The organism is Methylocystis parvus, from assembly GCF_049675845.1.
Classification (GTDB): Bacteria; Pseudomonadota; Alphaproteobacteria; order Rhizobiales; family Beijerinckiaceae; genus Methylocystis; species Methylocystis parvus_A.
This window is the reverse complement of record NZ_CP187161.1, coordinates 162084-184853: the sequence shown is the minus strand read 5'-3', so window position 1 is coordinate 184853 and position 22770 is coordinate 162084. Positions and strand designations below refer to the sequence as shown.

General features: G+C 65.8%; 23 protein-coding genes and 2 pseudogenes. 11 read left to right on the top strand and 14 right to left on the bottom strand.

Annotated features, from left to right (window positions below):
* Positions 1-12 precede the first annotated feature (12 nt).
* A complete protein-coding gene (locus tag ACPFMJ_RS01055) occupies positions 13-606 on the top strand; it encodes a poly-gamma-glutamate hydrolase family protein (protein WP_424362056.1) in 594 nt (197 codons plus the stop codon).
* Positions 607-699: 93 nt separating this feature from the next.
* On the opposite strand, the gene ACPFMJ_RS01050 is transcribed toward ACPFMJ_RS01055, so the two are convergent.
* From ACPFMJ_RS01050 to ACPFMJ_RS01040, 3 genes are all read right to left on the bottom strand, one after another.
* Entirely contained in the window at positions 700-990 is a 291-nt protein-coding gene (locus ACPFMJ_RS01050; RefSeq protein ID WP_424362055.1) for a PepSY domain-containing protein, read from the bottom strand.
* A 17-nt stretch (positions 991-1007) separates the two neighbouring features.
* Positions 1008-2408, bottom strand: coding sequence for a ribosome biogenesis GTPase Der (der, locus tag ACPFMJ_RS01045; RefSeq protein WP_424362054.1), 1401 nt, complete (start codon positions 2406-2408; stop codon positions 1008-1010).
* A 116-nt stretch (positions 2409-2524) separates the two neighbouring features.
* Positions 2525-3307, bottom strand: a complete 783-nt coding sequence (locus ACPFMJ_RS01040; protein WP_424362053.1) for a tetratricopeptide repeat protein — start codon at positions 3305-3307, stop codon at positions 2525-2527.
* Between the two features lie 146 nt (positions 3308-3453).
* Here ACPFMJ_RS01040 and ACPFMJ_RS01035 point away from each other — a divergent pair, with 146 nt between their 5' ends.
* Positions 3454-3804: a DUF3147 family protein gene (locus ACPFMJ_RS01035; RefSeq protein WP_424362052.1), complete on the top strand. Its 351-nt coding sequence runs from the start codon at positions 3454-3456 to the stop codon at positions 3802-3804.
* Here ACPFMJ_RS01035 and ACPFMJ_RS01030 read toward each other — a convergent pair.
* Together ACPFMJ_RS01030 and ACPFMJ_RS01025 are read right to left on the bottom strand one after the other, a co-directional pair.
* Complete coding sequence (locus ACPFMJ_RS01030; protein ID WP_424362051.1) at positions 3794-4852, bottom strand: hypothetical protein; 1059 nt, start codon at positions 4850-4852, stop codon at positions 3794-3796. The two genes, ACPFMJ_RS01035 and ACPFMJ_RS01030, sit on opposite strands and share 11 nt — an antisense overlap.
* 67 nt (positions 4853-4919) lie before the next feature.
* Positions 4920-5378 (bottom strand): YbhB/YbcL family Raf kinase inhibitor-like protein, encoded by a 459-nt coding sequence (locus ACPFMJ_RS01025; RefSeq protein WP_424362050.1) that lies wholly within the window; start codon positions 5376-5378, stop codon positions 4920-4922.
* A gap of 144 nt (positions 5379-5522) precedes the next feature.
* Here ACPFMJ_RS01025 and ACPFMJ_RS01020 point away from each other — a divergent pair, with 144 nt between their 5' ends.
* Positions 5523-6224, top strand: a complete 702-nt coding sequence (locus ACPFMJ_RS01020) for a hypothetical protein (RefSeq protein WP_424362049.1) — start codon at positions 5523-5525, stop codon at positions 6222-6224.
* 5 nt (positions 6225-6229) lie between these two features.
* On the opposite strand, the gene ACPFMJ_RS01015 is transcribed toward ACPFMJ_RS01020, so the two are convergent.
* The 4 genes from ACPFMJ_RS01015 to ACPFMJ_RS01000 all read right to left on the bottom strand — a co-directional run bounded on the left by ACPFMJ_RS01015 (position 6230) and on the right by ACPFMJ_RS01000 (position 9648).
* Positions 6230-7387 carry a glutathionylspermidine synthase family protein gene (locus tag ACPFMJ_RS01015; protein ID WP_424362048.1) on the bottom strand — a complete coding sequence of 386 codons (1158 nt, stop codon included), beginning with the start codon at positions 7385-7387 and terminating at the stop codon, positions 6230-6232.
* On the bottom strand, positions 7387-7758 hold the full coding sequence (locus ACPFMJ_RS01010; RefSeq protein ID WP_424362047.1) for a hypothetical protein: 372 nt from the start codon (positions 7756-7758) through the stop codon (positions 7387-7389). Before ACPFMJ_RS01010 ends, ACPFMJ_RS01015 begins: the two co-directional genes overlap by 1 nt.
* Before the next feature lie 4 nt (positions 7759-7762).
* Positions 7763-8167 carry a DUF350 domain-containing protein gene (locus ACPFMJ_RS01005; protein WP_424362046.1) on the bottom strand — a complete coding sequence of 135 codons (405 nt, stop codon included), beginning with the start codon at positions 8165-8167 and terminating at the stop codon, positions 7763-7765.
* Positions 8168-8274: 107 nt separating this feature from the next.
* Positions 8275-9648, bottom strand: a complete 1374-nt coding sequence (locus ACPFMJ_RS01000; RefSeq protein WP_424362045.1) for a PQQ-dependent sugar dehydrogenase — start codon at positions 9646-9648, stop codon at positions 8275-8277.
* Between the two features lie 142 nt (positions 9649-9790).
* Between ACPFMJ_RS01000 and ACPFMJ_RS00995 the strand changes: the two genes are divergently transcribed.
* On the top strand, positions 9791-10591 hold the full coding sequence (locus ACPFMJ_RS00995; RefSeq protein WP_424362044.1) for a DUF72 domain-containing protein: 801 nt from the start codon (positions 9791-9793) through the stop codon (positions 10589-10591).
* Here the strand turns inward: ACPFMJ_RS00995 and ACPFMJ_RS00990 are convergent.
* Positions 10582-11181, bottom strand: a complete 600-nt coding sequence (locus tag ACPFMJ_RS00990; RefSeq protein ID WP_424362043.1) for a J domain-containing protein — start codon at positions 11179-11181, stop codon at positions 10582-10584. The two genes, ACPFMJ_RS00995 and ACPFMJ_RS00990, sit on opposite strands and share 10 nt — an antisense overlap.
* A gap of 283 nt (positions 11182-11464) precedes the next feature.
* Between ACPFMJ_RS00990 and ACPFMJ_RS00985 the strand changes: the two genes are divergently transcribed.
* The 3 genes from ACPFMJ_RS00985 to ACPFMJ_RS00975 all read left to right on the top strand — a co-directional run bounded on the left by ACPFMJ_RS00985 (position 11465) and on the right by ACPFMJ_RS00975 (position 14866).
* Positions 11465-12010, top strand: a complete 546-nt coding sequence (locus tag ACPFMJ_RS00985) for a hypothetical protein (protein WP_424362042.1) — start codon at positions 11465-11467, stop codon at positions 12008-12010.
* A 131-nt stretch (positions 12011-12141) separates the two neighbouring features.
* On the top strand, positions 12142-13350 hold the full coding sequence (locus ACPFMJ_RS00980) for an NnrS family protein (RefSeq protein WP_424362041.1): 1209 nt from the start codon (positions 12142-12144) through the stop codon (positions 13348-13350).
* Between the two features lie 193 nt (positions 13351-13543).
* Entirely contained in the window at positions 13544-14866 is a 1323-nt protein-coding gene (locus ACPFMJ_RS00975; RefSeq protein ID WP_424362040.1) for a ferredoxin reductase family protein, read from the top strand.
* Here the strand turns inward: ACPFMJ_RS00975 and guaA are convergent.
* Together guaA and ACPFMJ_RS00965 are read right to left on the bottom strand one after the other, a co-directional pair.
* Positions 14835-16425, bottom strand: a pseudogene (gene guaA / locus ACPFMJ_RS00970) (glutamine-hydrolyzing GMP synthase). The gene ACPFMJ_RS00975 and the pseudogene guaA overlap by 32 nt on opposite strands.
* 151 nt (positions 16426-16576) lie before the next feature.
* Positions 16577-17494: pseudogene (locus ACPFMJ_RS00965) on the bottom strand (RsmB/NOP family class I SAM-dependent RNA methyltransferase); the annotation flags it as partial.
* 145 nt (positions 17495-17639) lie between these two features.
* Here ACPFMJ_RS00965 and ACPFMJ_RS00960 point away from each other — a divergent pair.
* Both ACPFMJ_RS00960 and ACPFMJ_RS00955 read left to right on the top strand, forming a co-directional pair.
* Positions 17640-18140 (top strand): hypothetical protein, encoded by a 501-nt coding sequence (locus tag ACPFMJ_RS00960; RefSeq protein WP_424362039.1) that lies wholly within the window; start codon positions 17640-17642, stop codon positions 18138-18140.
* A gap of 191 nt (positions 18141-18331) precedes the next feature.
* Positions 18332-18688, top strand: coding sequence for a hypothetical protein (locus tag ACPFMJ_RS00955; RefSeq protein ID WP_424362038.1), 357 nt, complete (start codon positions 18332-18334; stop codon positions 18686-18688).
* A gap of 191 nt (positions 18689-18879) precedes the next feature.
* On the opposite strand, the gene glpX is transcribed toward ACPFMJ_RS00955, so the two are convergent.
* Both glpX and ACPFMJ_RS00945 read right to left on the bottom strand, forming a co-directional pair.
* Positions 18880-19857, bottom strand: a complete 978-nt coding sequence (glpX, locus tag ACPFMJ_RS00950) for a class II fructose-bisphosphatase (protein ID WP_424362037.1) — start codon at positions 19855-19857, stop codon at positions 18880-18882.
* 16 nt (positions 19858-19873) lie between these two features.
* Positions 19874-21172, bottom strand: a complete 1299-nt coding sequence (locus ACPFMJ_RS00945) for a homoserine dehydrogenase (protein WP_424363762.1) — start codon at positions 21170-21172, stop codon at positions 19874-19876.
* 472 nt (positions 21173-21644) lie between these two features.
* Between ACPFMJ_RS00945 and smbP the strand changes: the two genes are divergently transcribed.
* Complete coding sequence (smbP, locus tag ACPFMJ_RS00940; RefSeq protein ID WP_424362036.1) at positions 21645-22001, top strand: small metal-binding protein SmbP; 357 nt, start codon at positions 21645-21647, stop codon at positions 21999-22001.
* Between the two features lie 65 nt (positions 22002-22066).
* Positions 22067-22702: a MarC family protein gene (locus ACPFMJ_RS00935; protein ID WP_424362035.1), complete on the top strand. Its 636-nt coding sequence runs from the start codon at positions 22067-22069 to the stop codon at positions 22700-22702.
* The last annotated feature ends 68 nt before the right edge of the window (positions 22703-22770 follow it).

The window sequence follows — 22770 nt, the reverse complement described above, 5'->3', positions numbered from 1 at the left end:
TACTTTCACCCCATGCCCGATCAATATGAAAGCTTCGCAGCGCTCGCGGCGCGGGAGATAGAAGGCGTGCACTATCGCATCCATGTCGTTCAGCGCCCCTCGCCCATCGCTATCGTGGCGCCCCATGGCGGCTGGATCGAGCCGGGCACGTCTCATCTCGCGACGGCCATCGCCGGCGCAGATCACTCACTGTACCGCTTCGACAGCCTCTCCCGCCGCACGCGCGACGACACGATGCACATCACGTCCACCCGCTTCGACGAACCGCGCGCGCTGGCGCTCATCGCGGTGAGCGACGTCGTGCTGACGGTTCACGGCCGCAAAAATGGCGACGATGGAGCGTCCATCTGGATTGGCGGCCTGCACGAGGCGTTGCGCGACGAGATCGGCGCCGTGCTGACCGGAAACGGCTTTGCAACCAAGGTCGTAGGCGAAGGACACCCGCTCTCGGGGCGCCACCCCGAAAATATCTGCAACCGGGGGAAAACTGGCGCGGGCGTGCAGATCGAGTTGCCCAAGGCCTTGAGGCTCGAATTGCTCTTCGCCCGCGCAAAGCTGGCGGTGCTGGCGAGAGCCGTGCGCGCCGCGCTGGCGGCGAGGCTCTAGAGGCTTTGCCGATCCGATTGCATCGGATCGGCTCCAGCCTTTTTTGACGCGCTTTGTCGCGCCGAACCGGTTTCCCCTTCCGCGGAAAGCGGTTTAATCGCGCTTGCGGGACAGCAGCGCGCCGCTGTGCGCGTCGTAGACGAGTTCGACCTTTTCCTTGTCGCGCGCGACCTCGACCTCGTAAATCCAGCGGCCTTTCTTGCGCTCCAGCTCGATCTCTGTGACGACGCCATCTACGTCCTGGCGCGCCGCCGCGAGGATATGCTCCATGGCGACGACGCCGTCGGTCGCCGTCGGCGCGAAAATGTCTTCGAGGCTTTGCGCCGACGCCACGCCGGCGGGCGCGAGGAGAAGCGCGGTAGCAAAGGCGAACCTTTTGAACATTTCCTACTCCCTGAAATTCAGCCCTTCTTTTTCCCAGCAAACGGATTGTCGCCCGCTTTCCTGGAAATGCGAATAGGAACGCCCGGCAAATCGAACGTCTTGCGCATGCCGTTGATCAGAAAGCGCTCATAGCTCGCCGGCAACTCCTCGAGCTGATTGCCGAAGAGCACGAAATGCGGCGGGCGCGACTTCGCCTGCGTCATATAGCGAATCTTGATGCGACGGCCGGAAATGGCGGGCGGCGGCGATTGCTCGACGGCCGAGAGCAGCCAGCGATTGAGCCGCGCCGTGGCGATGCGCTTGTTCCACACGACATGCGTCGCGACGATCGCCTCCATGAGCCTGTCGAGCCCCTGCCCCGTCGCGCCCGAGACCGGCACGACCGGGCAGCCGCGCACCTGTGGCAACAGGCGCTCGGCGTCCTCGCGCAGCTTCGTCAGCGTCGCGCCCTTGTCCTCGATCAGATCCCATTTGCCGAGCCCGATGACGAAGGCGCGGCCCTCGCGCGCGGCGAGATCGGCGATGGTGAGATCCTGCTTCTCGAAGGGAATGGTCGAGTCGACGAGCAGCACGACGACCTCCGAGAAGCGCACGGCGCGCAGCGCGTCTGCGGCGGAGAGCTTTTCGAGCTTGTCGACGACCTTGGCGCGCTTGCGCAGGCCGGCCGTGTCGAACAGCTTCATCTTGCGGTCGCGCCACACGAAATCGACGCCGATGGAGTCGCGCGTAATGCCCGCCTCGGGCCCCGTCAGGAGACGGTCCTCGCCAAGGATGCGGTTGATAAGCGTCGATTTGCCGGCGTTGGGGCGCCCCACGACCGTGATGCGCAGCGGCTTGGTGACGTCGAGGTCGCTGCCGTCCTCTTCGTCGTCATAGAGGTTTTCTTCCTGCTGCTCTTCGTCCTCGACGGGCTCGGCGGTCTGCTCCGGCAGCGCCTCGCGCAGCGCTTCGTAAAGCGCGCCGATCCCCTCGCCATGCTCGGCCGAGAACGGCACCGGGTCGCCCAACCCCAGCGAAAAGGCCTCATAGGCGCCCGCCTCGCCCGCCTTGCCCTCCGCCTTGTTGGCGATGAGGATCACGGGCTTGCCGGCACGGCGCACGAGGTCGGCGAAATATTTGTCGTCCGGCGTCACGCCCACGCGCGCGTCGATGACGAAGAGAATCCCGTCGGCCGAGAGAATGGCGCTCTCGGTCTGGGCGCGCATGCGCCCTTCCAGGGTCTCGCTGGCGCCTTCCTCCAGCCCCGCCGTGTCGATGATGGTGAAGCGCAGGTCGGCGAGCTTCCCCTCGCCCTCGCGGCGGTCGCGCGTCACGCCCGGACGGTCGTCGACCAGCGCCAGCTTCTTGCCGGTGAGCCGGTTGAAGAGCGTCGACTTGCCGACATTGGGACGGCCGATGATGGCGAGGGAGAAGGACATATTCCGAGACCTTGGGGCGCTGCGGCCCTTCAATAACGCGAAACCCTCTCCCGGTGGGAGAGGGTCGATGGATTTCCGCGATTTGCCCTCTGTCGCTGCGGCGAGAGAGGGTTCGCTTATTTCTTCGAGGGCGACGCCTCGAACGGCGCGGAGCCAGCCGGCATGGCGCCGCCGGATTCCGGCTCGATCACGGGCACGACTTCGACCTTTCCGCCGCTCGCCCCGCCGCCCGTGGCGGCCGCCGGAGCCGGCTTCGGGCCGCGCTTGGCGTGCAGCAGGCCCTTATAGGCCGAGGCGCGCTGGCGCATGGACTGCGGCGCGTCGCCATTGTTGAGCACCTGCTCGAAGACGCGCTCCGCCTCGTCGAAATCGTCGTTGAAGAGCGAGTCCAGCCCGTTCCATTCCTGCGCGGAAAAGCGGAAGGGGCCATCCGACAGCATCAGCGGGCCGAGCGCGGTCTCGAGCTTCTGGCGGTCGTCGCCCTCGAGCACGATCAGCGCGGCGCGCAGCAGCGCGATCTGCTGGGTGAGCTTGTCGACATTCGGATCCTCGCCGATGGCGTTCAGCTCGGCCAGCGCCTTCTCCCGGTCGGGATTGACCTCGGCGGCGCGGATGCGGGCCAGCGACGCATAGCCCGTGGGGCCGTCCTTGGCGATCGCCTGGAAAGCGGCGGCGGCCTCGGCGTTCTTGCCCTCTTCGGCCAGCTTCACCGCCGCGACATAGCGGTCGTTCGCGGCTTCGGCGGCCTTCAGACGCTTGTCCTGGTAATAGCTCCAGGCGCCGGTCGCGGCGACGATCAGGAAAGCGACGACGAAGATCGGCGTCTGATAGCGGCGCCAGAACTCCTCGGCCTTGTCCCTGCGGACGTCTTCGTCGACCTCATGGAAAATATCGGACATGACTCGCGCGACCCTTGGTTTCCCGACCAGTTTTTCTTGTCCCCTCAAGGGGAGGCGTTGGGGTTAGCACAGGCGGACGCGAAAGGCGAGCGAGGCGGGCGACGCCCGTTGCCCCACCGCCCCGCCCCGGCTAAAGTCGCCCCGCCATGCTCTATTACGCCGTCAAGGTCATCGTCTCCGCCCTCGTCATCGTCGCCGTCTCGGAGATCGCCAAGCGGTCGACGGGCTTCGCGGCCTTCGTCGCGTCGCTCCCGCTCACGTCGCTTCTCGCCTTCGTCTGGCTGCGGCTGGAGGGGACCGAGGCTGAGAAGATCGGAGAGCTTTCCGGCCAGATCTTCTGGCTCATCATCCCCTCCCTGCTGCTCTTCCCCCTGCTGCCTTTTCTAATCCGCTACGGCCTCGGCTTCTGGACGGCCCTTGCGGCCTCTGTCGCCGGCACGGCGGGAGCCTATCTGCTGATGCTGCCCCTGCTGCGGCGCATGGGCGTCAATCTTTGAGCGTCGCGTAGGCCGCGTCCACAGCCTCGCGAAGCTCGCGCCATATCGGATTGATGCGCACATCCGGTCCCCAATTGTAGAGGGCCTTGGCGACCTCGGCGATGGTCTCGTTGATCGGCTCGCTGCCGCCTTCCGCGAGTTCGTCCGAGAAGAGCCGCGGCGGCGCGGCGCCTTTCCAGGCGTCCCAATGCTCGTTCGAATAGTTCGAAACGCCGCGCTGCGCGGCCAGCAATTCCGGCGTGAACGCCTCGAAGGCGAGATGCAGCGGGCCGCCCGCAGGCTCGGCGTTATAGGCGTCCCGCACAGTGAAATAGCGTAGATGCTGGAGTTCATGGGCGAGGCAGCAGCCGAGCCGCGCGTCGCTCATTTGAGAATCGTAATAGATCGTCACCCGTCCATCCGGGGTCGCTTCGCCCTCGGAAGCGAAGCTCTGGCCGAGAAAATCGAAGACTCTCTTTTCGGGGCTCAGCGTCACCCGCGACGGATCGCAGCCGAATTCGCGCGCCAGCTCGTCGAGCTTCTTCTGCTTATGCAGGAAGTCGGGCGTCCGCGTGACGTCGTCCGCCATGCGCGCCGGCGCGGGCCAGTGCGTGTCGTCCGGGTCATGGGTGATGCGCCAGTCGATGTCGGCGTGGCGCGCGGCCATGTGTTCCCACCAGCGTCGCCCGTCCCTCTGGATCGGCGACAGGTCGTTGACCTTCACCTGCCTCAACACGCCCGGCCCCGCGCGCAACCCGTCCATCACGGCGCCGACCATCCGGCCGCCCAGCCCTGGCGCAACGGAGTTGATCTGCTCGAAGACGAGAGCGGGCGGATCGTATTTTCCGGCAAGCAGCAACGCGACGCCTGACGCCTCTGCGTCGCCCGGCGTTGTGACGAGCTTTTGCGAAGTTGACGCCCTGATTTCGACGAAGGCCGCCCCGTGCGGTCGGCTTTCGACGAAAAGGCCGAGGGCGCGCAGATTGCGCTCGATCGCCGCAGCCAGTTCGGCGATCGCAGGGTCGGTCTTCGCGCGCCGCTTTCCTCTCAGAAAATCCAGGATCCCCATCGGCCCCGCCTGCTCCCTCGGGGCGATGCTTACCGCAGCTCGGCCCGACCGTCACCGATCGATGAGATCAGCGCTGATAGAGCCCGACAAGCCGCGCCTCCGCGACGAGATGCTTGCGCGCCGCCTCCTCCACCTCGACGCATGTGGGGTGCGTGCGGATCGGCAACTCCGCGCAGTTCAGCGCCAGAAGCCGAAAACGGTAGCGGTGGCGTCCATGTCCGTGCGGCGGACAGGGCCCTTTATAGCCTAGCTCCCGGAAGTCGTTCACGCCGTGCCGGAAGTCCTCGAATCCCTCGGGGCGGCCCGCGCCTTCGACAAGCTCGGTATGATAGGCGGGGATGTCGTAGCAGGCCCAGTGATGAAAGGTTCCGTTCGGGGCGTCCGGGTCGTCCACGAGCAGGACAAAGCTTTTCGTCTCGCCGGGGGCCCCGGTCCATGTCAGGGGCGGAGAGCGGTTTTCGCCGTCGCAGCTATGCTCGCGCGGGATCGGGCCGCCGTCAAAGAAAGCTTCGGACGTCAGTCGCATGATGGTCGCCTCCTTCGCTGCTTCGCCTAATTAATCCTCCTAGTTAGCGCCGGACTGGAGTCGCGGGACGCCGGGGCGCTTCACCAGGCGGCCTCTTTTGCTTAATCTTCGCCGAACGGCTTGGGCGATGAGGCGCAGAGAACGATGACGCGAGGCCAACTTATCTGGAACATCCTGCTCGGCGTAATTTCCGGGCCGACTTTGGCGGCGCTGATTTTGCTGGTTCCGTTCGGCGTGCTGACGGGCGTTTCGGCGGCGCTGGACCCATCCCTCGCCATGTATGAGTTCACGCCCGAGCAGGAGCTGCTCGTTCCCTTCATTCTCATCGCGGGTCTGATCTCGGCGGCGAATGTCAGGCTCGCCGTCGTGATGTCGCGGGACAAGCGGGCCGGACGCATATTCGAGATCGCCACCGACGCTTACGCCGGCGATCCCAGCGGCGAGGAGAACATGCATGGCCATCCCGGCAAGCAGCTCGCCGAGGAGTTCGCCCGCTATCTTGGGGAGCGCGAAGGCGACGCGCTGCAGATCGGAGACGCGGAAGGCGAGGATTATGGCTGGGGGTTCTGGATCGGCGAGAAGGGCTTCTCGCCGCTGTGGGTGGCCGTGGCCCACTTCGGGCCGTCGGAGCAAGACGAGACGAAGGACGATTACGTCCTCGCCGTTACGCTGGAGCCGCCGGTCACGCCGTGGCGGCGCCTCGTCTACAAGCCCGACTTCGCCTTGCGCGACCGGGTCGAGGATCACTTGGCGGAATTTCTTGCATGGAGCGGCCTTCGTTACGCGACCGAGGCTGAAGACTGGGTCGATCCGGAGCCAAAAACCCATCCGGCGGCGCGGTTCTGAGAACGCTAACCGATGATGGCGTGCGGCACGAAGCGCGAGCGGTTTGACGTGACCGGCGACGAATCCTCGCGGATTCCCACGCCGGCCGGCTCGCCGCCGACGACCCATGAGCCGATGACGGGGTAGCGCCCGTCGAAGCTCGGCAACATGTGCAGCGCCTGCCGCACATGGCCCTCGGCGCCGTATCCGCCCGGCGCGCTGGCGACGGCGCGGCCGCCCTCAACCAGCACGACATTGGCGCCCTCGCGGGAATAGATAGGCTTTTTGGCGTAGCTCTCGCCCAGATCCGCCGCAGCCGGATCGTCGGCGAAATGGCATTCGAGCAGATTGGGATGTCCCGGCGCGAGCTCCCACAGAAGCGCGAGCATGCCCTTGTTCGAGAGAACAGCCTTCCACGGCGGCTCGACAAAACGCGTATAGCGCATCGCAGGCGCGTGCGAGAATTCGTCCGCAAACATCCATTCCCACGGATACAGCTTGAAAAGCGTCTCGATCCGACGGCCGTCGCGGTCGATGAATTGCGAGCCCTTCAGCCCGATGTCCTTGACGTCGAGAAGCGCGGCGGCGCATCCCGCCTGCGTCGCGCAATCGGCGAGATAGGCCGCCGTGCCAAAATCCTCGACGCTCTCGCTCATCGCCGCGAAATGCACGAAGCTCTTCGGCGCAATGGCCTCCCAGCGCGCAATGAGCTTGTCGTGTAGCGCGTTGAACTGATCCGCGCCTCGAGGCAGTTCGCCGCTCTCGATCAGCTGCTCGAGCCAGTGCCACTGAACCACGGCGGATTCGAACAGACTCGTCGGCGTGTCGGCGTTATATTCGAGAAGCTTCGGCGCGCTCTCCCCGTCATAGGCGAAGTCGAAGCGACCGTAGAGCGACAAATCGCATTTTCGGAAGCTCTCGGCGACAAGGTCGCGCACATGTTTGGGAACATGCAGGCGATCCATCATCTCCTCGCTGGCGACGATGCGCCAGACGAGTTCATGACAAAGCGCCTCGACGTCGCTCGTCGCCTTCTCGATATCGTCCTCGATCTGGCGCAGCGTGAAGACGTAGCGGACGCTTTCATCCCAATAAGGCTCGCCATCCATATGCGCATAGGCGAAGCCGATCTCGTCGAAATGCTTCCTGACGTTGGCGCGAGGTGTGGAGGCTTCCCTTCTCATCAGCCGCCGCCAAAAAAGCCGCCCGAGTGGCCGAAGCCGCCGAACGACGCGCCATGCGACGATCCCGCTGCCCCGACGCCCCCCCAATGCCAGGCGCTGCTTGAGCGGCGATAGGAGGAGCCCCCCGAGCTGCTGTGATGTTTGCAGATCAGCTCGTCTGGATTAGCCGGATCGGGTTCGCAATTGAGCTTGCGGTCGATCCAGTCGAAGGTTTCATAAGCGCCGAGCGTCAGCGCGCCCATGAGCGCGAGCGATACGGCGAGCGAACGCTTCTGCCCGGAAAAGAGGATCTCGCCCGGCGCCTTCGGCTTGTGGATGACGACCGGCGGCGGGCCGCGCTTGCCGAAGTCCTTCGGTTTCTCTTCCGTCATGGCGTTACGGGCTCATGCAGGCGGCGCTGAGAAGGCCGGCCGAAATCGACACCGCTGCGACCCAAATGGCCGCGGCGAGGACATTCTCCTCTATCGCACGCGAGAGGCCGGGATAGGCGAGCCGCGCAAGGCCGTAGGCGACGATCTGCGTCACCAGCGCGACGAGCCCCCACATCACGAATTCCGGGATCGAGCCCGTGTGATGAATGGCGCCCGCGAGCGCGATGGCGAAACCCAACAGGCTGCCGCCGAAAGCGATGGAGGCGGACGCGCTCTGCTGATTGACGATGAGGGAAAATTCGTCGTGGCGCGTCACGCGCGTATAGACCATGCAGTACACGGCGCAGAAACCGACCGCGCCGGCGAAATAGACCACGAAGGCCAGAAGGCCGGATAAGAAGTCTGGCACGAGGGCGTGTCTCCCTGCTGAGTCGGCAGGGATGATAACACAGCCGCGGCCGCGGGGCGTGCGCGGCCACACGGACGCCGCCGCAAGCGCTCCTTCTTGAAGGGCTTTTACTGGACGGGCGTAGCGGACTGCCCGGTCGCCTGCTTCTGTTCGCTTTTGCCGCTCACGCGCCACACGGCGCCCCCGGCGTCGTCCGCCACGAGCAAGCCGCCGCGCTTGTCGATGATGACGCCCACGGGCCGCCCCCGCGCTTCGCCTTTCTCATTGAGAAAGCCGGTCAGCACTTCCTGCGGCATCCCCACAGGCGCGCCATTCTCGAAGGTCACGAAGATCACCCGATAGCCGGCGCGCGGCGTTCGGTTCCAAGAGCCATGCTGCGCGACGATGGCCCCGTTCTGGAACGGCCCGAGATTCGCCTGCTGCACAAATGTGAACCCCAGACAGGCCGTGTGCGAACCAAGCCCGTAATCCGGCCTGACCGCCTTCTGCACGAGTTCGGGGTTCTGCGGAGTCACGCGCGCGTCGATATGCTGACCCCAATAGCTGTAGGGCCAGCCGTAAAAGCCGCCTTCCTTCACCGACGTCATGTAATCCGGCACGAGATTGTCGCCGATCTCGTCGCGTTCATTGACAGAGGCCCACAAGGCGCCGGTGACGGGGCTCCATCCCATTGCCACGGGATTGCGCAGCCCGCTCGCAAAGACGCGCGTCGCGCCATTCGCCGGGTCGATTTCAAGGATCGCCGCGCGATCCTTCTCCTCGTCGAGACCGTTCTCGCCCACATTGGAATTCGAGCCAACTCCGACATAAAGCCGCGAACCGTCTTTCGACGCGAGCAGGCTTTTCGTCCAATGATGGTTGCGGCCCGCCGGCAGCTCGGCGACTTTCTCGGGCGTCGCGTCGATATGCGTATCGCCGTCCTTATAGGGAAGGCGCACAAGCGCATCCGCGTTGGCGATGTAGAGTCTATCTCCGATAAGCGCCATGCCGAAGGGCGAATGCAGCTTTTCGATCAGAACCGTGCGCGTCTCGGCGACGCCGTCGCCATCAGCGTCGCGCAAGAGCGATATGCGATCAGCGCTACCCTTATGAGAGCCCGCCTCGCGCATCACCATCCCTTCAACAATGCCGCGCAGGCTGAAACCGGCGTTTTCGGGCTTCTCGGGCGCGTCGGTTTCGGCGGCGAGGATGTCGCCATTCGGCAGCTCGTAGAGCCAGCGCGGATGTTCGAGCTTCGTCGCGAAGGCCGTGACAATCAGGCCCTGCGCGGGCTTCGGCTTCTCCCCCTGCCCCCAACCTATCGCTGGCGCGACGTCGACATGCGGGGCGAAGCTCGGCGTCGGACGCGGATCGGGCAGAGTCGGGTTTGGACCGTAACCCACGCTTTCAGGCAGAACGGGGCCGCGGTCGCAGGAGGCGAGCGCAAGAGCGATGGAAGCGACAGCCGAGGCGAGCGGCGGCGAATAATTCTTCTTGGCCATAATGCTTCCTTTCTTGCCCATGACATTGCCCGTTAGCCACTCAGACTCTCCGCACATGGCGCGACGACGCGGGAGCGCAAGCTTTCGCTCGCCTGCATCGACGCGCGCGCTAGCTCCGGAACCTGACGAAAGGAGTGCGCGGATGACGGGGGGCCGCATATATGTCGGCGTCGGCGGCTGGAGCTTCGCGCCGTGGCGCGGCGTGTTCTATCCGAAGGATCTCTCTCATACGCATGAACTCGACTATGCGAGCCGCCATCTCACTTCCATCGAGATCAACGCCACCTTCTACCGAACGCAGACGCGCGAGACCTTTCTCAAATGGCGGGACGAGACGCCCGACGGCTTTGTCTTCAGCATCAAGGCCCCGCGCTATGCGGTGACGCGCAAAGGCGTGCACGAGGCGCAGGACTCCATTGCACATTTCTTCGACAGCGGCGTCGCGGCGCTGGGAAAGAAGCTGGGAGCTGTGTTGTGGCAGTTTCCGCAGACGCGCAAATTCGACGCGGATTTCTTCGAGGCGTTCCTTTCCGCCTTGCCGAAGCAGAGCGAGGGTCTTGCGCTGCGTCACGCAATCGAGGTGCGCAACGACAGCTTTCGAACGACGGAGTTCGTCGCGCTGGCCCGCGCGCATCACGTCGCCATCGTGGTGGAGGGCGACTCGGATTTTCCGTTGATCGCCGATCTCACCGCGCCCTTCGTCTATGCGCGCATCATGGGCACGGCGGCGGCGCGGCGTCAGGGCTATGACGCCGCGCGGCTCGACCAATGGGCCGAACGCGCAAGAAAATGGGCGCAGGGCGGCGCGCCGGGCGATCTCCCGCGTCTATGCGCCAACACCCCCAAGCGCAGCGCGCGCGACGTCTTCCTCTACGTCATTCGCGGCGCAAAGGTGCGCAACCCCGCGGCCGCCATGGCGCTGATCGAGCTGCTTCAGAAATGATGCGGCAGAAGATGCAGATAGTTCTTCTTGAGCCAGTTCAGCAGCGCGAGCAGCGCGACGACCGAAAAGGCGACGACGAGGATCAGATAGACCCGCATCACGACGTCGAAGAGGAAAAGCAGAATGGAGAAGATCGCGCGCGTCACCGCTTCGCCGAGGCCCTCATAGACCCGCTGACGATTGGCGTAAAAGCCGACGCTCAACAGGATCGAGGCGCAACCCGCCGCGAGCAGAAAGGGGTTGAAATCCTCATGTATCCCGTCACCCCAGTCGAGCAGGAAGATCCCGAACAGGAAGGCGACGACCGTCAGAAAGGCGAAGGCGTGACGACGCAGAAAATCGACGAATCGCTGGCGCAGCGTGCGCCTGTTCGTCTTGTCGAGGAAATCCTCGAATTTGTGCTCGAAATCATAGGCCTCGCGCGCCGGCTTGCTCTTGAGGACTTTATAGGCCTCGGTGACGCGCTGGAACGTCGCGGGATCGCCGCCCTTGTCCGGGTGGTGCTTCTTGGCGAGACGACGATAGGCCGCGTTGACCTCCCGCGCGCTCGCATCCTCCTTGACCCCCAAAACGTCGTAGTGAGACCGCATCGCCCTGCCCGGCATAGGTGAATGCGCCCATCTAGGGCCGCGAGCGTGGCGGGATCAAGGAAGCGCCGGGACAGGCCCGGCAAGCGAGCTGGCGCGGCCCGCAAGAGTTGGCCGAGCGCGGCATGGTGGCTGCGCGGGGCCGGCCAAGGCCAAGGCGCCATTCGCCAGCCCAATTTGGACGGCATAAACCCCCATCGGGATGAGTTTTTTTGGCGGGAGAACTTGGCAACCGCCAGAAAAAGCTGCAATGTAAGTTTACTCCACAACGAATTCGAGCGGATCAATGATGACCGACGCACGTAAACTGAATTTTATTCAGAATATTTCCGAACATATAATAGATTTTGATACTTTTGCCCATCAAAAACTTGAATCTTTTTTTGACATCCTGCCGGGCGAAGACAAAAAAGTATCAGGGTTCTTGTTTCTTTGTATTGTGGACATCCTGCTCGCCTGGGCCGACATACAGCTCGGTTGGACCGTTACCCTGCGACCGCTTTTCGTGCTCCCGATCATCCTGGCCGCAGTTTATCTGTCCAGAAAATACGCTTACGCTCTCGCTTTACTCTCCGCTGTGCTCCGAGTCGAGAGCTTCAGAGTGTCCAACGTCCCCCCAAGCGAGCCCTTTTCGTTTCTGATTAATTTGCTGCCAGCGCTTTTTGCCCTGATCGTCGTAGCCGAGTTCGCATCGCTCGCGACCGATACGATCCGAGAGCTCCTCGGTTACATCGACGCCTTGCATGAAGAACTTGCGCTGGAGCGGATCGCATCGATGGATCTGCCGGGGGCCGCCGATGACGAGAGCGACGGTGACGGCGGGGGCGTGTAAGGGCCACATTTAATTGGAGCGCTCGTGGAGCCGGCGTTTGTCGCCGTCGAATTGCTCCCTACAGCCTCGTTTGCCGCTCGGGCGGTTGCAGGTCATCCTGTGTCACGTCGCAACCGGACGAGAGGCCCCCCGTGCCACCAATTCCGCGCTACCGCGCTCCCGAGAGCAGCGGCTTTTTCACGAGCTTCCTCTCGGCGGGCTTCCGCCCCTTCTTTCTCTGCGCTGCGCTATGGGCCGCGGTGGGGTTGCCTCTCTCGGTGGCTTATTTCGAAATGGCCACGGACCTGCCAACGCGCTTTTCGCCGCATATCTGGCACGCGCATGAGATGGCCTTTGGCTTCGGCGGCGCGGTGGTCGCCGGCTTCCTGCTCACCGCGATTCCCAACTGGACGGGGCGCATGCCCCTGCAGGGCGCCCCGCTTGGAGGCCTCGTCGCGTTGTGGCTAATCGGACGCGTCGCCGTCCTCCTGTCAGCAAGCGCGCCGGCCGCTGTCGCGGCGGCTCTCGACCTCGCCTTTCCGGCCATATTCTTCGTCGTCGTCGCAAGAGAGATCGCGACCGGGCGAAACTGGCGCAATCTTCCAATGGTCGCGGCCCTCGCCCTTCTCTTCATCGGGAACCTGCTCACGCATCTCGACGCCATGGGCGTCGCCGCGACCGGCGCCCTCGGGGCGCGGATGGGCGTCGCGACGCTCGCCATGCTGGTCGCGCTCGTCGGCGGGCGCATCACGCCGAGCTTCACCCGCAACTGGCTGGTGAAAACCTTGCCCGGCGTCGGCGAACCCGCCCCCTTCGGCGCGCTCGATCGTATCGCGCTCGCAACGACGCTGGCGGCGCTGGCGGCCTGGGTCGCATTTCCCGAGACGACTCCGACCGCCGTTCTTCAGATCGTCGCCGGATGCGCGCTTCTATTGAGGCTGACGCGCTGGCGCGGCGCCAGCACCGGAGCGGAGCCGCTCCTTTTCGTGCTGCATCTGGGCTATGGCTGGCTTGCGCTCGGCCTGTTGCTCATGGGCGCAAACCAGTTTGTCGACGTCACGGATCCGACCGCGCCCCTGCATGCGCTCACCGCCGGCGCCATCGGCACAATGACGCTGGCCGTGATGACGCGCGCGACGCGCGGCCATACGGGGCGCGAACTCGCCGCGGATCGGGGAACGGTGGCGATCTACGTCGCGATCACGCTCGCAGCGATCCTTCGCGTCACCGCGCCTTTGACCGGCGATTATTATTTCGTCGCCCTGTCGGTCGCGGCCGGCCTGTGGAGTCTCGCTTACGGGCTCTTCGTGCTGCTGTATTTTGGGATGCTGACGGGGCCACGCGTGCAGGCCAACGCATAGGCGCCGGCGTCATGTCCGTCTCGGCGTGGAGGCGCTCAAAACGCCCGATGCCGCCGTTCAGCGCAGCCGCCAAGGACAAACGCGTCAGAATCATCGGCGGAACCTGTCGATCGAGAGAGCATTCCCAGCTCTTTCCAACAACCGCTTTGCCCAAATCGCCGCAAGCCGCCCCGACCCGCTGAGGTAGTACAAGATGGTCCCTTCCGACCGCGCCGCTGCCGCCCGACGCTCCGGGATTCCCGGCAAGGCGCTCGCGATCCTCTATCTCATTGCCGCCGCGGCGCCGCTTCTCGCCGCCTGGGCGACCGGCATCGAGCCGGAGAGCCGTTGGTCCGAACTCGGCGCCGGACTCGCCATGGTCTCGGGCGCCATGTTCTTTCTCCAATTCTGGAGTTCGGGCCGGTTCGAAACGCTTTCCGGACGCGTCGGGATAGATCGGACCATGGGCTTCCATCGCATCGCCGCCGTCGTGGCGCTGCTGGTCGCATTTGCGCATCCGCTCGCGCCGCTGGTCCCCGCATTCATCGATGACCCGCAAGGCGCCTTCGTTCTGCTCAGCCAAATGCTGGTTCGGCCCCGCCTGCTATCCGGCGCCTTCGCGCTTACAGGGCTTGTGGTTCTCGTCGGTTTCGCGTTGCTGCGGACGCGCCGCGGCGTGCGCTACGAATTCTGGCGCGCGACGCATGGGCCGCTCGCCATCGTCGTCGCGGGACTCATTCTCCACCACGCACTGGCGGTCGGAGATTACAGCAGCGCGCCTCTGCCCGAGGCGGTCTGGCTGCTGCTCGGCGGCGGGGCGCTGCTGACGCTTTTTTCCACCTATGCCGTGCGGCCCTGGCGCATGTGGCGACAGGGATGGGTCGTCGAGTCGGTCGAACCGATGGCGGACCATGTCTGGCAGATCATCCTGCGCGCGCCGCAGCGACGCGCCTTTCGGTTTCGCGCCGGTCAATTTCTATGGCTGACCATCGCGCCGAACAGCCCACCCTTCCACGACCATCCATTTTCAATCGCCTCGTCGCCGCAGATGCTGCCGAAATTGCGCCTGATCATTCGCGAAGCAGGCGATTGCACCAACGCCTTCGGCGCGATCGAGCCCGGTCGCCGCGTGGCCATCGACGGGCCGCATGGCGGATTCATTCTGCCATCGGGCGGCGCGCATGTCGTCATGATCGCTGGCGGCGTCGGCGTCGCGCCCCTCGTCGGCATGCTTGAGGAGGCCGCCGACCGCGGCGACGCGCGCGCCTTCCGCCTTCTCTACGCCGGTCGCACTCCCGGCGCGCTCGCAGGGCTGCGGCTCATCGAGAGTCTCTCCCCGCGGGTTGATCTGCACGTCGTCAAAATGGTCGACGCCTTGGCTGAGCCGCCGGCCTTTGAACAGGGGCCGATTGATCGCCGCCACATAGAGGAGATCCTTTTAGGCTTTCCGCCGAAAGAGACCTATTGCCTCGTCTGCGGCCCGGCCGGGATGATGGAGATCGCGTCTAATCAAGGCCGCGTGAGGCCGACGAGATAGTCCACGAGCTTTGCGCGGACGATCGAGCTTTTGTGTCTCCCGGCCGGGGCTTCGAGGTGACATCGTAGACGACGCGGTTGACGCCGCGCACCTCGTTGATGATGCGGGTCGCGACGCGGCCGAGGAAAGCCATATCGAAGTGGAAGAAATCGGCCGTCATGCCGTCGACAGACGTGACGGCACGCAGGCCGAGCACGTGGTCGTAGGTGCGGCCGTCGCCCATGACGCCGACGGTGCGGACGGCGCGCAGGAAGCAGAACCGCGAACGCCTGCCAGATGGCGTCATAAAGCCCGGCGCGGATTTCGTCGAGATAGACGGCGTCGGCCTTGCGGAGGATGTCGAGCTTCTCGCGCGTGATCTCGCCGGGGCAGCGGATCGCGAGGCCGGACCCGGAAACGGATGGCGGCCGACGAAAGGCTTCCGGCAGGCCAAGCTCGCGGCCGAGCGCGCGCACCTCGTCCTTGAAGAGTTCGCGCAGGGCTCGACCAGCTTCATGTTCATGCGCTCCGGCAGGCCGCCGACATTGTGATGCGACTTGATCGTGACGGAAGGTCCGCCGGTGAAGGAGACGCTCTCGATCACGTCGGGATAGAGCGTGCCCTGCGCCAAAACTTTGGCGCGGCGCCGCCGATCTTCTTGGCCTCGGCCTCGAAGACGTCGATGAAGTGCTTGCCGATGGTCTTGCGCTTGGTCTCGGGATCGTCGACGCCTTCCAGCGCGCCGAGGAACTGCTCCGCATCACACGTGCACGCAGCGGGATGTTGTAGTGATCGCGGAAAGGCTCGACGACCTCCTCCGCCTCGCCGAGCCGCATCAGGCCGTGATCGACGAAGACGCAGGTGAGCTGGTCGCCGATGGCCTCGTGGATCAGCACGGCCGCCACGCGCTGTCGACGCCGCCCGACAGGCCGCAGATCACGCGCCCGTTGCCGACCTGCTTGCGGATCTTCGCGATGGCCTCGCCGCGGAAGGCCGACATGGTCCAGTCGGACTTCAGGCCTGCGATGTTGTGCACGAAATTGGCGATAATCCTGGCGCCGTCGGGCGTGTGCACGACCTCCGGGTGGAACTGCACGCCGTAGAACCGGCGCGTCTCGTCTGCGACGGCGGCAAACGGCGCGTTATCGCTGGTGCCTATAACCTCGAAGCCTTCCGGCAAGCTGGTTACGCGGTCGCCATGGCTCATCCAGACCTGATAGCGTTCGCCTTTAGACCAGACGCCTTCGAACAGCGCGCTGTGTTCCGCGCGAGGATCTCGGCGCGGCCGAATTCACGGTCGTGACCGCCTTCGACCACGCCGCCGAGCTGCTCTGCCATGGTCTGCTGGCCGTAGCAGATGCCGAGCACCGGCACGCCCGCTTCGAACATCGCCTGCGGCGCGCGGGGCGAGCCTTCCTCCGTCACCGAGCCGGTCCGCCCGACAAAATCACCGCCTTGCGCGATCTTTCGCGCACGCGCCGCGCAATGAGCTGCGTGACCTGCGAGCCGAAGTCGACGATGAGCACCTTGTCGTGGCGGTCGGCGATGTCGTGGTGGAAGGTTTCGGTGGCGGTGGTCATGTCGTTCCTTATCGGCGCCCTCCCCCTCTCCCCGCCTGCGGGGAGAGGGAGTGAGACCCAAAATCCGATTTCCTCTCGCACACGTCGCGCGATGAGCTCACCCCCGCGTCACGCACACATAAAACCCGTCCGGCTGCCAAAGTCGATGATGGATCAGAACGAGATCGCAGCGGGCTTCGAGATCGGCGAGCACGTCGGCCTTGCCCTTGGGCTGCCGCACCTGAATGTTGCGGGCGCCGGCGCGCTCCAGCCGCTCGTGGATCGGCATGAGGCGGCGGCCGTCCGCGTCATAGGCGTAGAGCTGCCCTTTGTTGTGCATCTGCCCCGCGAGGGCGAGCGCCTTGCCGCCGCCGCCCGCGCAAAGATCGAGAACCTGATCGCCGGGCCCGGCGGCGCAAAGCAGCGAGGCGAGTTGCGAGGCTTCGTCCTGCGGTTCGACGAAGCCCTTCACATAGGCCGTCTCGGCGGCGAGCGCCGGCCCCCTGCCCTGCCCGGCGTCGATTCTGAGCCCGATGGGAGAGAGCGGCGTCGGAACTGGATTTAGATGGGCGAGCTTGGCGAGCGCCTGCTCGCGCGACCCTTTCAGAATGTTCGCGCGCAGATCGACCGGCGCGCGCTGGCTGAGCGCCGCGCCCTCCTCCGCTGCGCGCTCGCCAAAGGCCGCCGCGAAGCGCTCCGCGAGCCATTCGGGATAGTCGCCCTTCACGTGGTCCGGCGCGCCGTCGAGCGTCGCCATCTCGAGCCGCTCGCGCTCATCGTCGGACAAGGGCGCCGGCGCGTGGCGCTCGCCAGAACAGAGCGCGGCGATCGCCGCGACGTCGAGGACCCGCGCCTCGCGCAGCGCCCCGAGCATGACGGCGCGGGGCGTTTCGTCGCCCATGACAAAAGCGGCCGAGGCCTTCTTGCGCAGCGCATCGAAGACGAGGCTCGATATGGCGGCGCGGTCCTTGGACCCCGCGAAGCGGTGGGAGGCGCCCCAATCCTTCAGCGACTCGGCGACGGGGCGGCGGCGCTCGGAGAGGTCCGCGAGGATTTCGATCGCGGCGGAAACTTGGGCGGCGGGCGTCATGGGGTATGATCAGCTTTCGGGAGGCGAATCGGCCGGCGCGGGCGGCAAACCCGATCCTTGGCCATTCATATGGGGTTCACCCTGAATGGGCGACTGTCTCCCATAGCACGGCTGTGTGGACTGCAACGGAGCGACGCGGGGGAAGATGAAACATTTGCGCTGGACAATATTGCTCGCGGCGGCGGGCCTCGCCGGCTGCGGCCCCACAGCAGGTTATTACAGCGGCGGCTACGGCTATGATTACGGACCGTCCTACGGCCCCGGCTATGGCTATGGCTACGGATATCGCCACGGCGGCTATTGGGGTCGCCCCTATGCGGGGCGCCCGCCTTACGGTCCTCCGCCCGGCTACGGACCGCGTCCCCCTTATGGCCCGCCCGGCGGCGTCGGACCCGGCCGCCCGCCTGGACCGCCCGGCGGCGGCTATCCCGGCATCCCCTCCGCCGGCGGCCCGCCTCCCGGACGTCCCGGCGGCTTTCCCCCGGCGGGGCCCGGCGCGCCAATGGGGTCGACTTCGGCCGGTCCCGGGCCGATGGCGGGCCCGGCGCCCGGCGGCGGCTTCGCTCCAGGCGGCCGCGCGCCGAGTTCCGCCGCCGTCCCGCGCTCGCTCTATCCGAACGGCGACGGCTCAAGCGCGGGGCAATGACCCGCACATAGCGACGGACGCCAGATCACCGCACGCTCCCGACCGCATCGCAGGCGGGCGGGGGCGGCTTACTGTCAAGCCTCACATACTTTAGTGCAGGGCCGAAGCGCCAGCTTCTCTAAGGTGGAGGGTGGCGTATCCTTCTCCTCAACTTGGCCGCTTGCGGCCGACGTAACGAGGGGGACACCGCCATGCTCAATTCATCTTGGCGATTGCCGAGGCCGACGGATGTGATGGTCCTGGGCGGCGTGATCATCGCCGCGATCGCATCCATCGCCGCGGTTCCGGCGGCGACGCCGAATCCGGCTTGCTCGCCCTCCGTCGTCCATTTCATCGCGGAGCCGAAGCCCCTGTCGGCCAAGCCGATGCCGGCGGACTGGCCCATTCTCGAGCGGCTGGCCACGCCCTATGTGGCGGAGGAGGCGAAGGCGGAGGCGCCGCAACCGGCCGTGATTCAGGAGGCGATGAACGCTGCGCCGGCGCCCGAGCCGGAAGAGGACACGCCCAGCAGGCGCCCTCGCGGTCATCATCGCCACCACAGAAGATGAGGGCCTGAGAAGCCGACCCGCCTCTAGGGGTTGGAGCGCTCGGGAGAATGCGCGGGCGAAATCGCCCATATCGCCATCAGGGCGATGGCGCTGGCGAGAAAGGCCGGAAAGCGGATCGGCACGCGGTTGCTCGTGACGTGGAAATAGCGTGAGCGCCGCGCGCCCCTCGTCGACGCCGCGCCCGCCAGCGATCAGCGCGCCCGGCGCCAGGCTCCGATGCGGCGGATCGTGCCGGTCGCGGAGCGGAAGACCAGCGTCTCGGTCTCGACGCCGCCACGGTTGAAGACGACGCCATCGACAAGCGGACCGTCCGTGACTCCCGTGACGCAAACCACGACGTCGCCCGTCACCATGTCCGCCACCCCAAATTTCTTGCGCGGATCGGCAAGGCCGTGACGCGCGGCGCGCGCGCGCTGCTCGGCGCTCTCCAGAACGAGCCGCCCCTGCATCTGCCCCCCGGCGCAGCGCAGCACCGCCGCGGCAAGCACGCCCTCCGGCGCCCCGCCCCGGCCGAGATACATGTCGACGCCCGTTTCGGCCGAGTCCGTTACGAAAATGATTCCCGCGACGTCGCCGTCCGAGATCAGCCGCACGCAGGCGCCCGCCTTGCGGCATTTGGAAATGATTTCGGCGTGACGCGGGCGGTCCAGCACGCAGACCGTGATTTCGCCCGTCGAGACGCCTTTCGCCTCGGCGAGCGCACGCACATTGTCGGCCGGATCGCGGTCCAGATCGACGACGCCGTCGGGATAGCCGTGGCCGATCGCGATCTTGTCCATGTAGATGTCGGGCGCGTGCAGCAGCGTGCCGGAGGACGCCGCCGCGGCGATGGCGATGGCGCCGGACTGATCCTTCGCGCAGAGCGTCGCGCCTTCGAGCGGCGCCACCGCGAGCTCGACATGCAAGCCGCCGGGACACCCGATCTCCTCGCCGACGAAGAGCTTCTGCGTCTCGCCGTCGTCGCCCTCGCCAATGACGATGCGACCGCGAACGGGGAGCCGCGCCAGCTCCTCATGCATGGCTTCGACGGCCGCGCGGTCGGCGGCCATCTCGTCGCCGCGTCCCCGCAGCCCCGCGGCGGCGACGGCCGCGCGCTCGGTGGCGCGGGCGAGCTCGATGGTGAGCAGTCTTTCGATCGACGCGGCGTCGAGCTTCGGCTGTTGGGGCATGAGCCTCTCCCGCGCGCTATTCGCGCTCGATGCGGATGACCTGCGCGCGCGACACGATCGTGCCGTCCTGGAAGATCAGATCCAGCGCCTCGCGCACGAGATGCTCGCTCGTCGCGTGGGTGATGAGGATCACGTCGACGCAGGCGCCGGGCGCGCCCCGCTGGCCGCGTTGCACGATGCTCTCCAGCGAAATCTTGCGCTCCGCCATGCGCGTCGCGATCTTGGCGAAGGCGCCGGCGACGTCCTTGACCGACATGCGGATGTAATAGCCGCCCTCGTGCCGGCGCATCGGCGTGCGCTTCAGCTCGGCGAGCTGCGCCGACGGCAGGCCGAAGGGCGCCGAGCGCACGCCCTTGGCGATGTCGGCGATGTCGGCCACGACCGCCGAGGCCGTGGCGTCGCCGCCGGCGCCGGGGCCAACCAGCGTCAGTTCGTGCACCGCGTCGGCGTCGATGGTGACGGCGTTGAGCACGCCCATCGCCTGCGCGATCGTCGAATTCTTGCTGACCATCGTCGGATGGACGCGCTGCTCGATGCCGTCCGCCGTGCGTTGCGCAACGCCGAGCAGCTTGATGCGGAAGCCGAGTTCGTCCGCCGCCTCGATGTCGGCGAGCGTCACGCGCTCGATGCCCTCGATGTCGATCGCCTCGGCCGAGATGCGCGTGCCGAATGCCAGCGAAGTGAGAATGGCGAGCTTGTGCGCCGTGTCGAAACCACCAATGTCGAAGGTCGGATCAGCCTCGGCGTAGCCGAGGCGCTGCGCCTCCTTCAGGCACTCCTCGAAGGAAAGCTGTTCGCGCTCCATTCGCGAGAGGATGTAATTGCAGGTGCCGTTGAGAATGCCATAGACGCGCTCGATCGAATTGCCGGCGAGGCCCTCGCGCAGCGTCTTGACGATCGGAATGCCGCCCGCGACCGAGGCCTCGAAGGCGAGCGCGGCATGCTTTTCCTCCGCAAGGTGCGACAGATGCAGCCCATGCGCGGCGAGCAGCGCCTTATTGGCGGTGACGACAGACTTCCCATGCGCCAGCGCCGTCTCGACGCCCGCCCGCGCGGCCCCTTCGGAGCCGCCGATCAACTCGACGAATAGGTCGATCTTTTCCGAGGCCGCGAGCTTCACCGGGTCGGAGAAAAACTCCGCGCCCGAGAAATCCGCGTCCCGCTTCTTGGCCTGGTCTCGCGCGGAGACGCCCGTGACGACGATGCGGCGGCCGGTGCGCGCCGTGAGCGCCTCCGCCTGCCGATGGAGAAGCCGCGCAACCGCCGCGCCGACGGTGCCGAGCCCCGCGATGCCGACGCGCAAAATCTCCGACATTTCAGCCCTTCCGGGAAAAGCGAGAAGCCCCGAGGATTCCGGGGTCATGAACGCGCCTTGTGCACGATTCCGCGAAAGCGATCAAGGAAGCGGGCGACCCGACGGCAGGAGACGGAAGTCGCGCGCGCCTACCTTGCGACGGGGCTTTAGCGCCGGGCGCAACTATTGACGGCTATCAAAGGCTGATCACGACGCCAGACTGCATCTGCGAGGCCAGGCATCCAGAGATGCAGAAATCACAGAAATTTTATTGTTTTTCATATATTTAAGTCAAAGACAGCCCCGGCCTCGGCCCGAAGCGGGTCAACGGCGCGGATTGGCGTCCTTATCAGGCTGCGACCGTCATCACCCCGCCCTTCCCGGGTTCCATTCATGTGCGTGACGCGACCTGCCGGCTCGGCCCGAGCCCTTGCCTGCCCGCTTCTTCCTCCCCACTCTCTAGGCGAAGTCGTCATGTGGTCAGGATCGAAACATGAAGAAATTCACAGTCGCTGCATTCGTCGGATTGACGCTCGCCCTCGCGCCTGTCGCGGCGCAGGCGGGGATAGGAGCGCATCTCGCCGCCGCTATCGAGCATACGGAGGAAGCCGTTTCGGACGAGGTGAGGTCCGATACGAAGGAGATCGTCGTGCATCTGCGCAGCGCCCTCGGCCATGCGCGCGAAGCGTTGCACGAAAAGGCGCTCGCCGCCAATCGCGCGGCGAACAAGCTCATTCACAGCGCCATCAAACACCTCAAGAAGGCCGAGGCGCGCGCCCGATTCGGCGACGCCGACGGGGCGGTGAAACATTCGAACGCCGCGCTAGCTGACATGAAGAAGGTCCAGTAGCGGCGGACCTGAGCGCCGGGGTCTCTCCCGTCGCCAACTGCACGACGTCGCCGCCGGGAGAAATCATGGCGGCGACGAATTTCGGCGAGCTTGCAACGGCTTTCGCGACGCTTCTCGTCGTCGTGGAGCCGCTGGGGCTCGCCCCTATTTTTCTGGCGGCGACCGTCGGGCAGAGCCGCGCGGCCCGCTCTGGGATAGCCTCGCGCGCCTGCCTCTACGCCTTCTGCATCCTGACCGGCGCCGCGCTGGGCGGCGAGGCGCTGTTGCGCGCCATCGGCATCACCATCCCCGCCTTCCGCATCGCCGGTGGACTGCTGCTTTTCGCGATCGCCTCGGAGATGGTTCTCGGCGTGCGGATCGGCCGCGACTCCGATACGGCCGCAAAGGCCGTGGGAGAAAATGGCGGACAGCACATCGCAGCCTTTCCGCTGGCCATTCCGCTCATGGCCGGCCCCGGCGCCATTACAGCCACGCTGCTGATCGCCGGCGAAGCGCATGGGGATCCAGCGCGACTCGTCGGTCTCATCGGCGCGATCCTCGCGGTGATCCTGATCTGCTGGGCCGTCTGCCGGCTTGCGACGCGCGTGGAGCAGCTCGTCGGCGCCTCGGCCAGCATCGTGATGGAGAAGTTGATCGGCGTCCTCTTGGCCTCGCTCGCCGTCCAATATGTGATGGACGGGGCGAGAAGCATCTTTGTCTGACGAGATTGGTCGCTTGAAACAAAAAAGCAATCCAGAGGGACACTCTGGATTGCTTCGCTTGGCTCTCG

Bases quoted from the DNA above. Each gene is read 5' to 3' on its own strand.
- ACPFMJ_RS01055 (WP_424362056.1), top strand. From the start codon at position 13: ATGCCCGATCAATATGAAAGCTTCGCAGCGCTCGCGGCGCGGGAGATA.
- ACPFMJ_RS01050 (WP_424362055.1), bottom strand. From the start codon at position 990: ATGTTCAAAAGGTTCGCCTTTGCTACCGCGCTTCTCCTCGCGCCCGCC.
- der (WP_424362054.1), bottom strand. From the start codon at position 2,408: ATGTCCTTCTCCCTCGCCATCATCGGCCGTCCCAATGTCGGCAAGTCG.
- ACPFMJ_RS01040 (WP_424362053.1), bottom strand. From the start codon at position 3,307: ATGTCCGATATTTTCCATGAGGTCGACGAAGACGTCCGCAGGGACAAG.
- ACPFMJ_RS01035 (WP_424362052.1), top strand. From the start codon at position 3,454: ATGCTCTATTACGCCGTCAAGGTCATCGTCTCCGCCCTCGTCATCGTC.
- ACPFMJ_RS01030 (WP_424362051.1), bottom strand. From the start codon at position 4,852: ATGGGGATCCTGGATTTTCTGAGAGGAAAGCGGCGCGCGAAGACCGAC.
- ACPFMJ_RS01025 (WP_424362050.1), bottom strand. From the start codon at position 5,378: ATGCGACTGACGTCCGAAGCTTTCTTTGACGGCGGCCCGATCCCGCGC.
- ACPFMJ_RS01020 (WP_424362049.1), top strand. From the start codon at position 5,523: ATGACGCGAGGCCAACTTATCTGGAACATCCTGCTCGGCGTAATTTCC.
- ACPFMJ_RS01015 (WP_424362048.1), bottom strand. From the start codon at position 7,387: ATGAGAAGGGAAGCCTCCACACCTCGCGCCAACGTCAGGAAGCATTTC.
- ACPFMJ_RS01010 (WP_424362047.1), bottom strand. From the start codon at position 7,758: ATGACGGAAGAGAAACCGAAGGACTTCGGCAAGCGCGGCCCGCCGCCG.
- ACPFMJ_RS01000 (WP_424362045.1), bottom strand. From the start codon at position 9,648: ATGGCCAAGAAGAATTATTCGCCGCCGCTCGCCTCGGCTGTCGCTTCC.
- ACPFMJ_RS00995 (WP_424362044.1), top strand. From the start codon at position 9,791: ATGACGGGGGGCCGCATATATGTCGGCGTCGGCGGCTGGAGCTTCGCG.
- ACPFMJ_RS00990 (WP_424362043.1), bottom strand. From the start codon at position 11,181: ATGCGGTCTCACTACGACGTTTTGGGGGTCAAGGAGGATGCGAGCGCG.
- ACPFMJ_RS00985 (WP_424362042.1), top strand. From the start codon at position 11,465: ATGATGACCGACGCACGTAAACTGAATTTTATTCAGAATATTTCCGAA.
- ACPFMJ_RS00975 (WP_424362040.1), top strand. From the start codon at position 13,544: ATGGTCCCTTCCGACCGCGCCGCTGCCGCCCGACGCTCCGGGATTCCC.
- ACPFMJ_RS00960 (WP_424362039.1), top strand. From the start codon at position 17,640: ATGAAACATTTGCGCTGGACAATATTGCTCGCGGCGGCGGGCCTCGCC.
- ACPFMJ_RS00955 (WP_424362038.1), top strand. From the start codon at position 18,332: ATGCTCAATTCATCTTGGCGATTGCCGAGGCCGACGGATGTGATGGTC.
- glpX (WP_424362037.1), bottom strand. From the start codon at position 19,857: ATGCCCCAACAGCCGAAGCTCGACGCCGCGTCGATCGAAAGACTGCTC.
- ACPFMJ_RS00945 (WP_424363762.1), bottom strand. From the start codon at position 21,172: ATGTCGGAGATTTTGCGCGTCGGCATCGCGGGGCTCGGCACCGTCGGC.
- smbP (WP_424362036.1), top strand. From the start codon at position 21,645: ATGAAGAAATTCACAGTCGCTGCATTCGTCGGATTGACGCTCGCCCTC.
- ACPFMJ_RS00935 (WP_424362035.1), top strand. From the start codon at position 22,067: ATGGCGGCGACGAATTTCGGCGAGCTTGCAACGGCTTTCGCGACGCTT.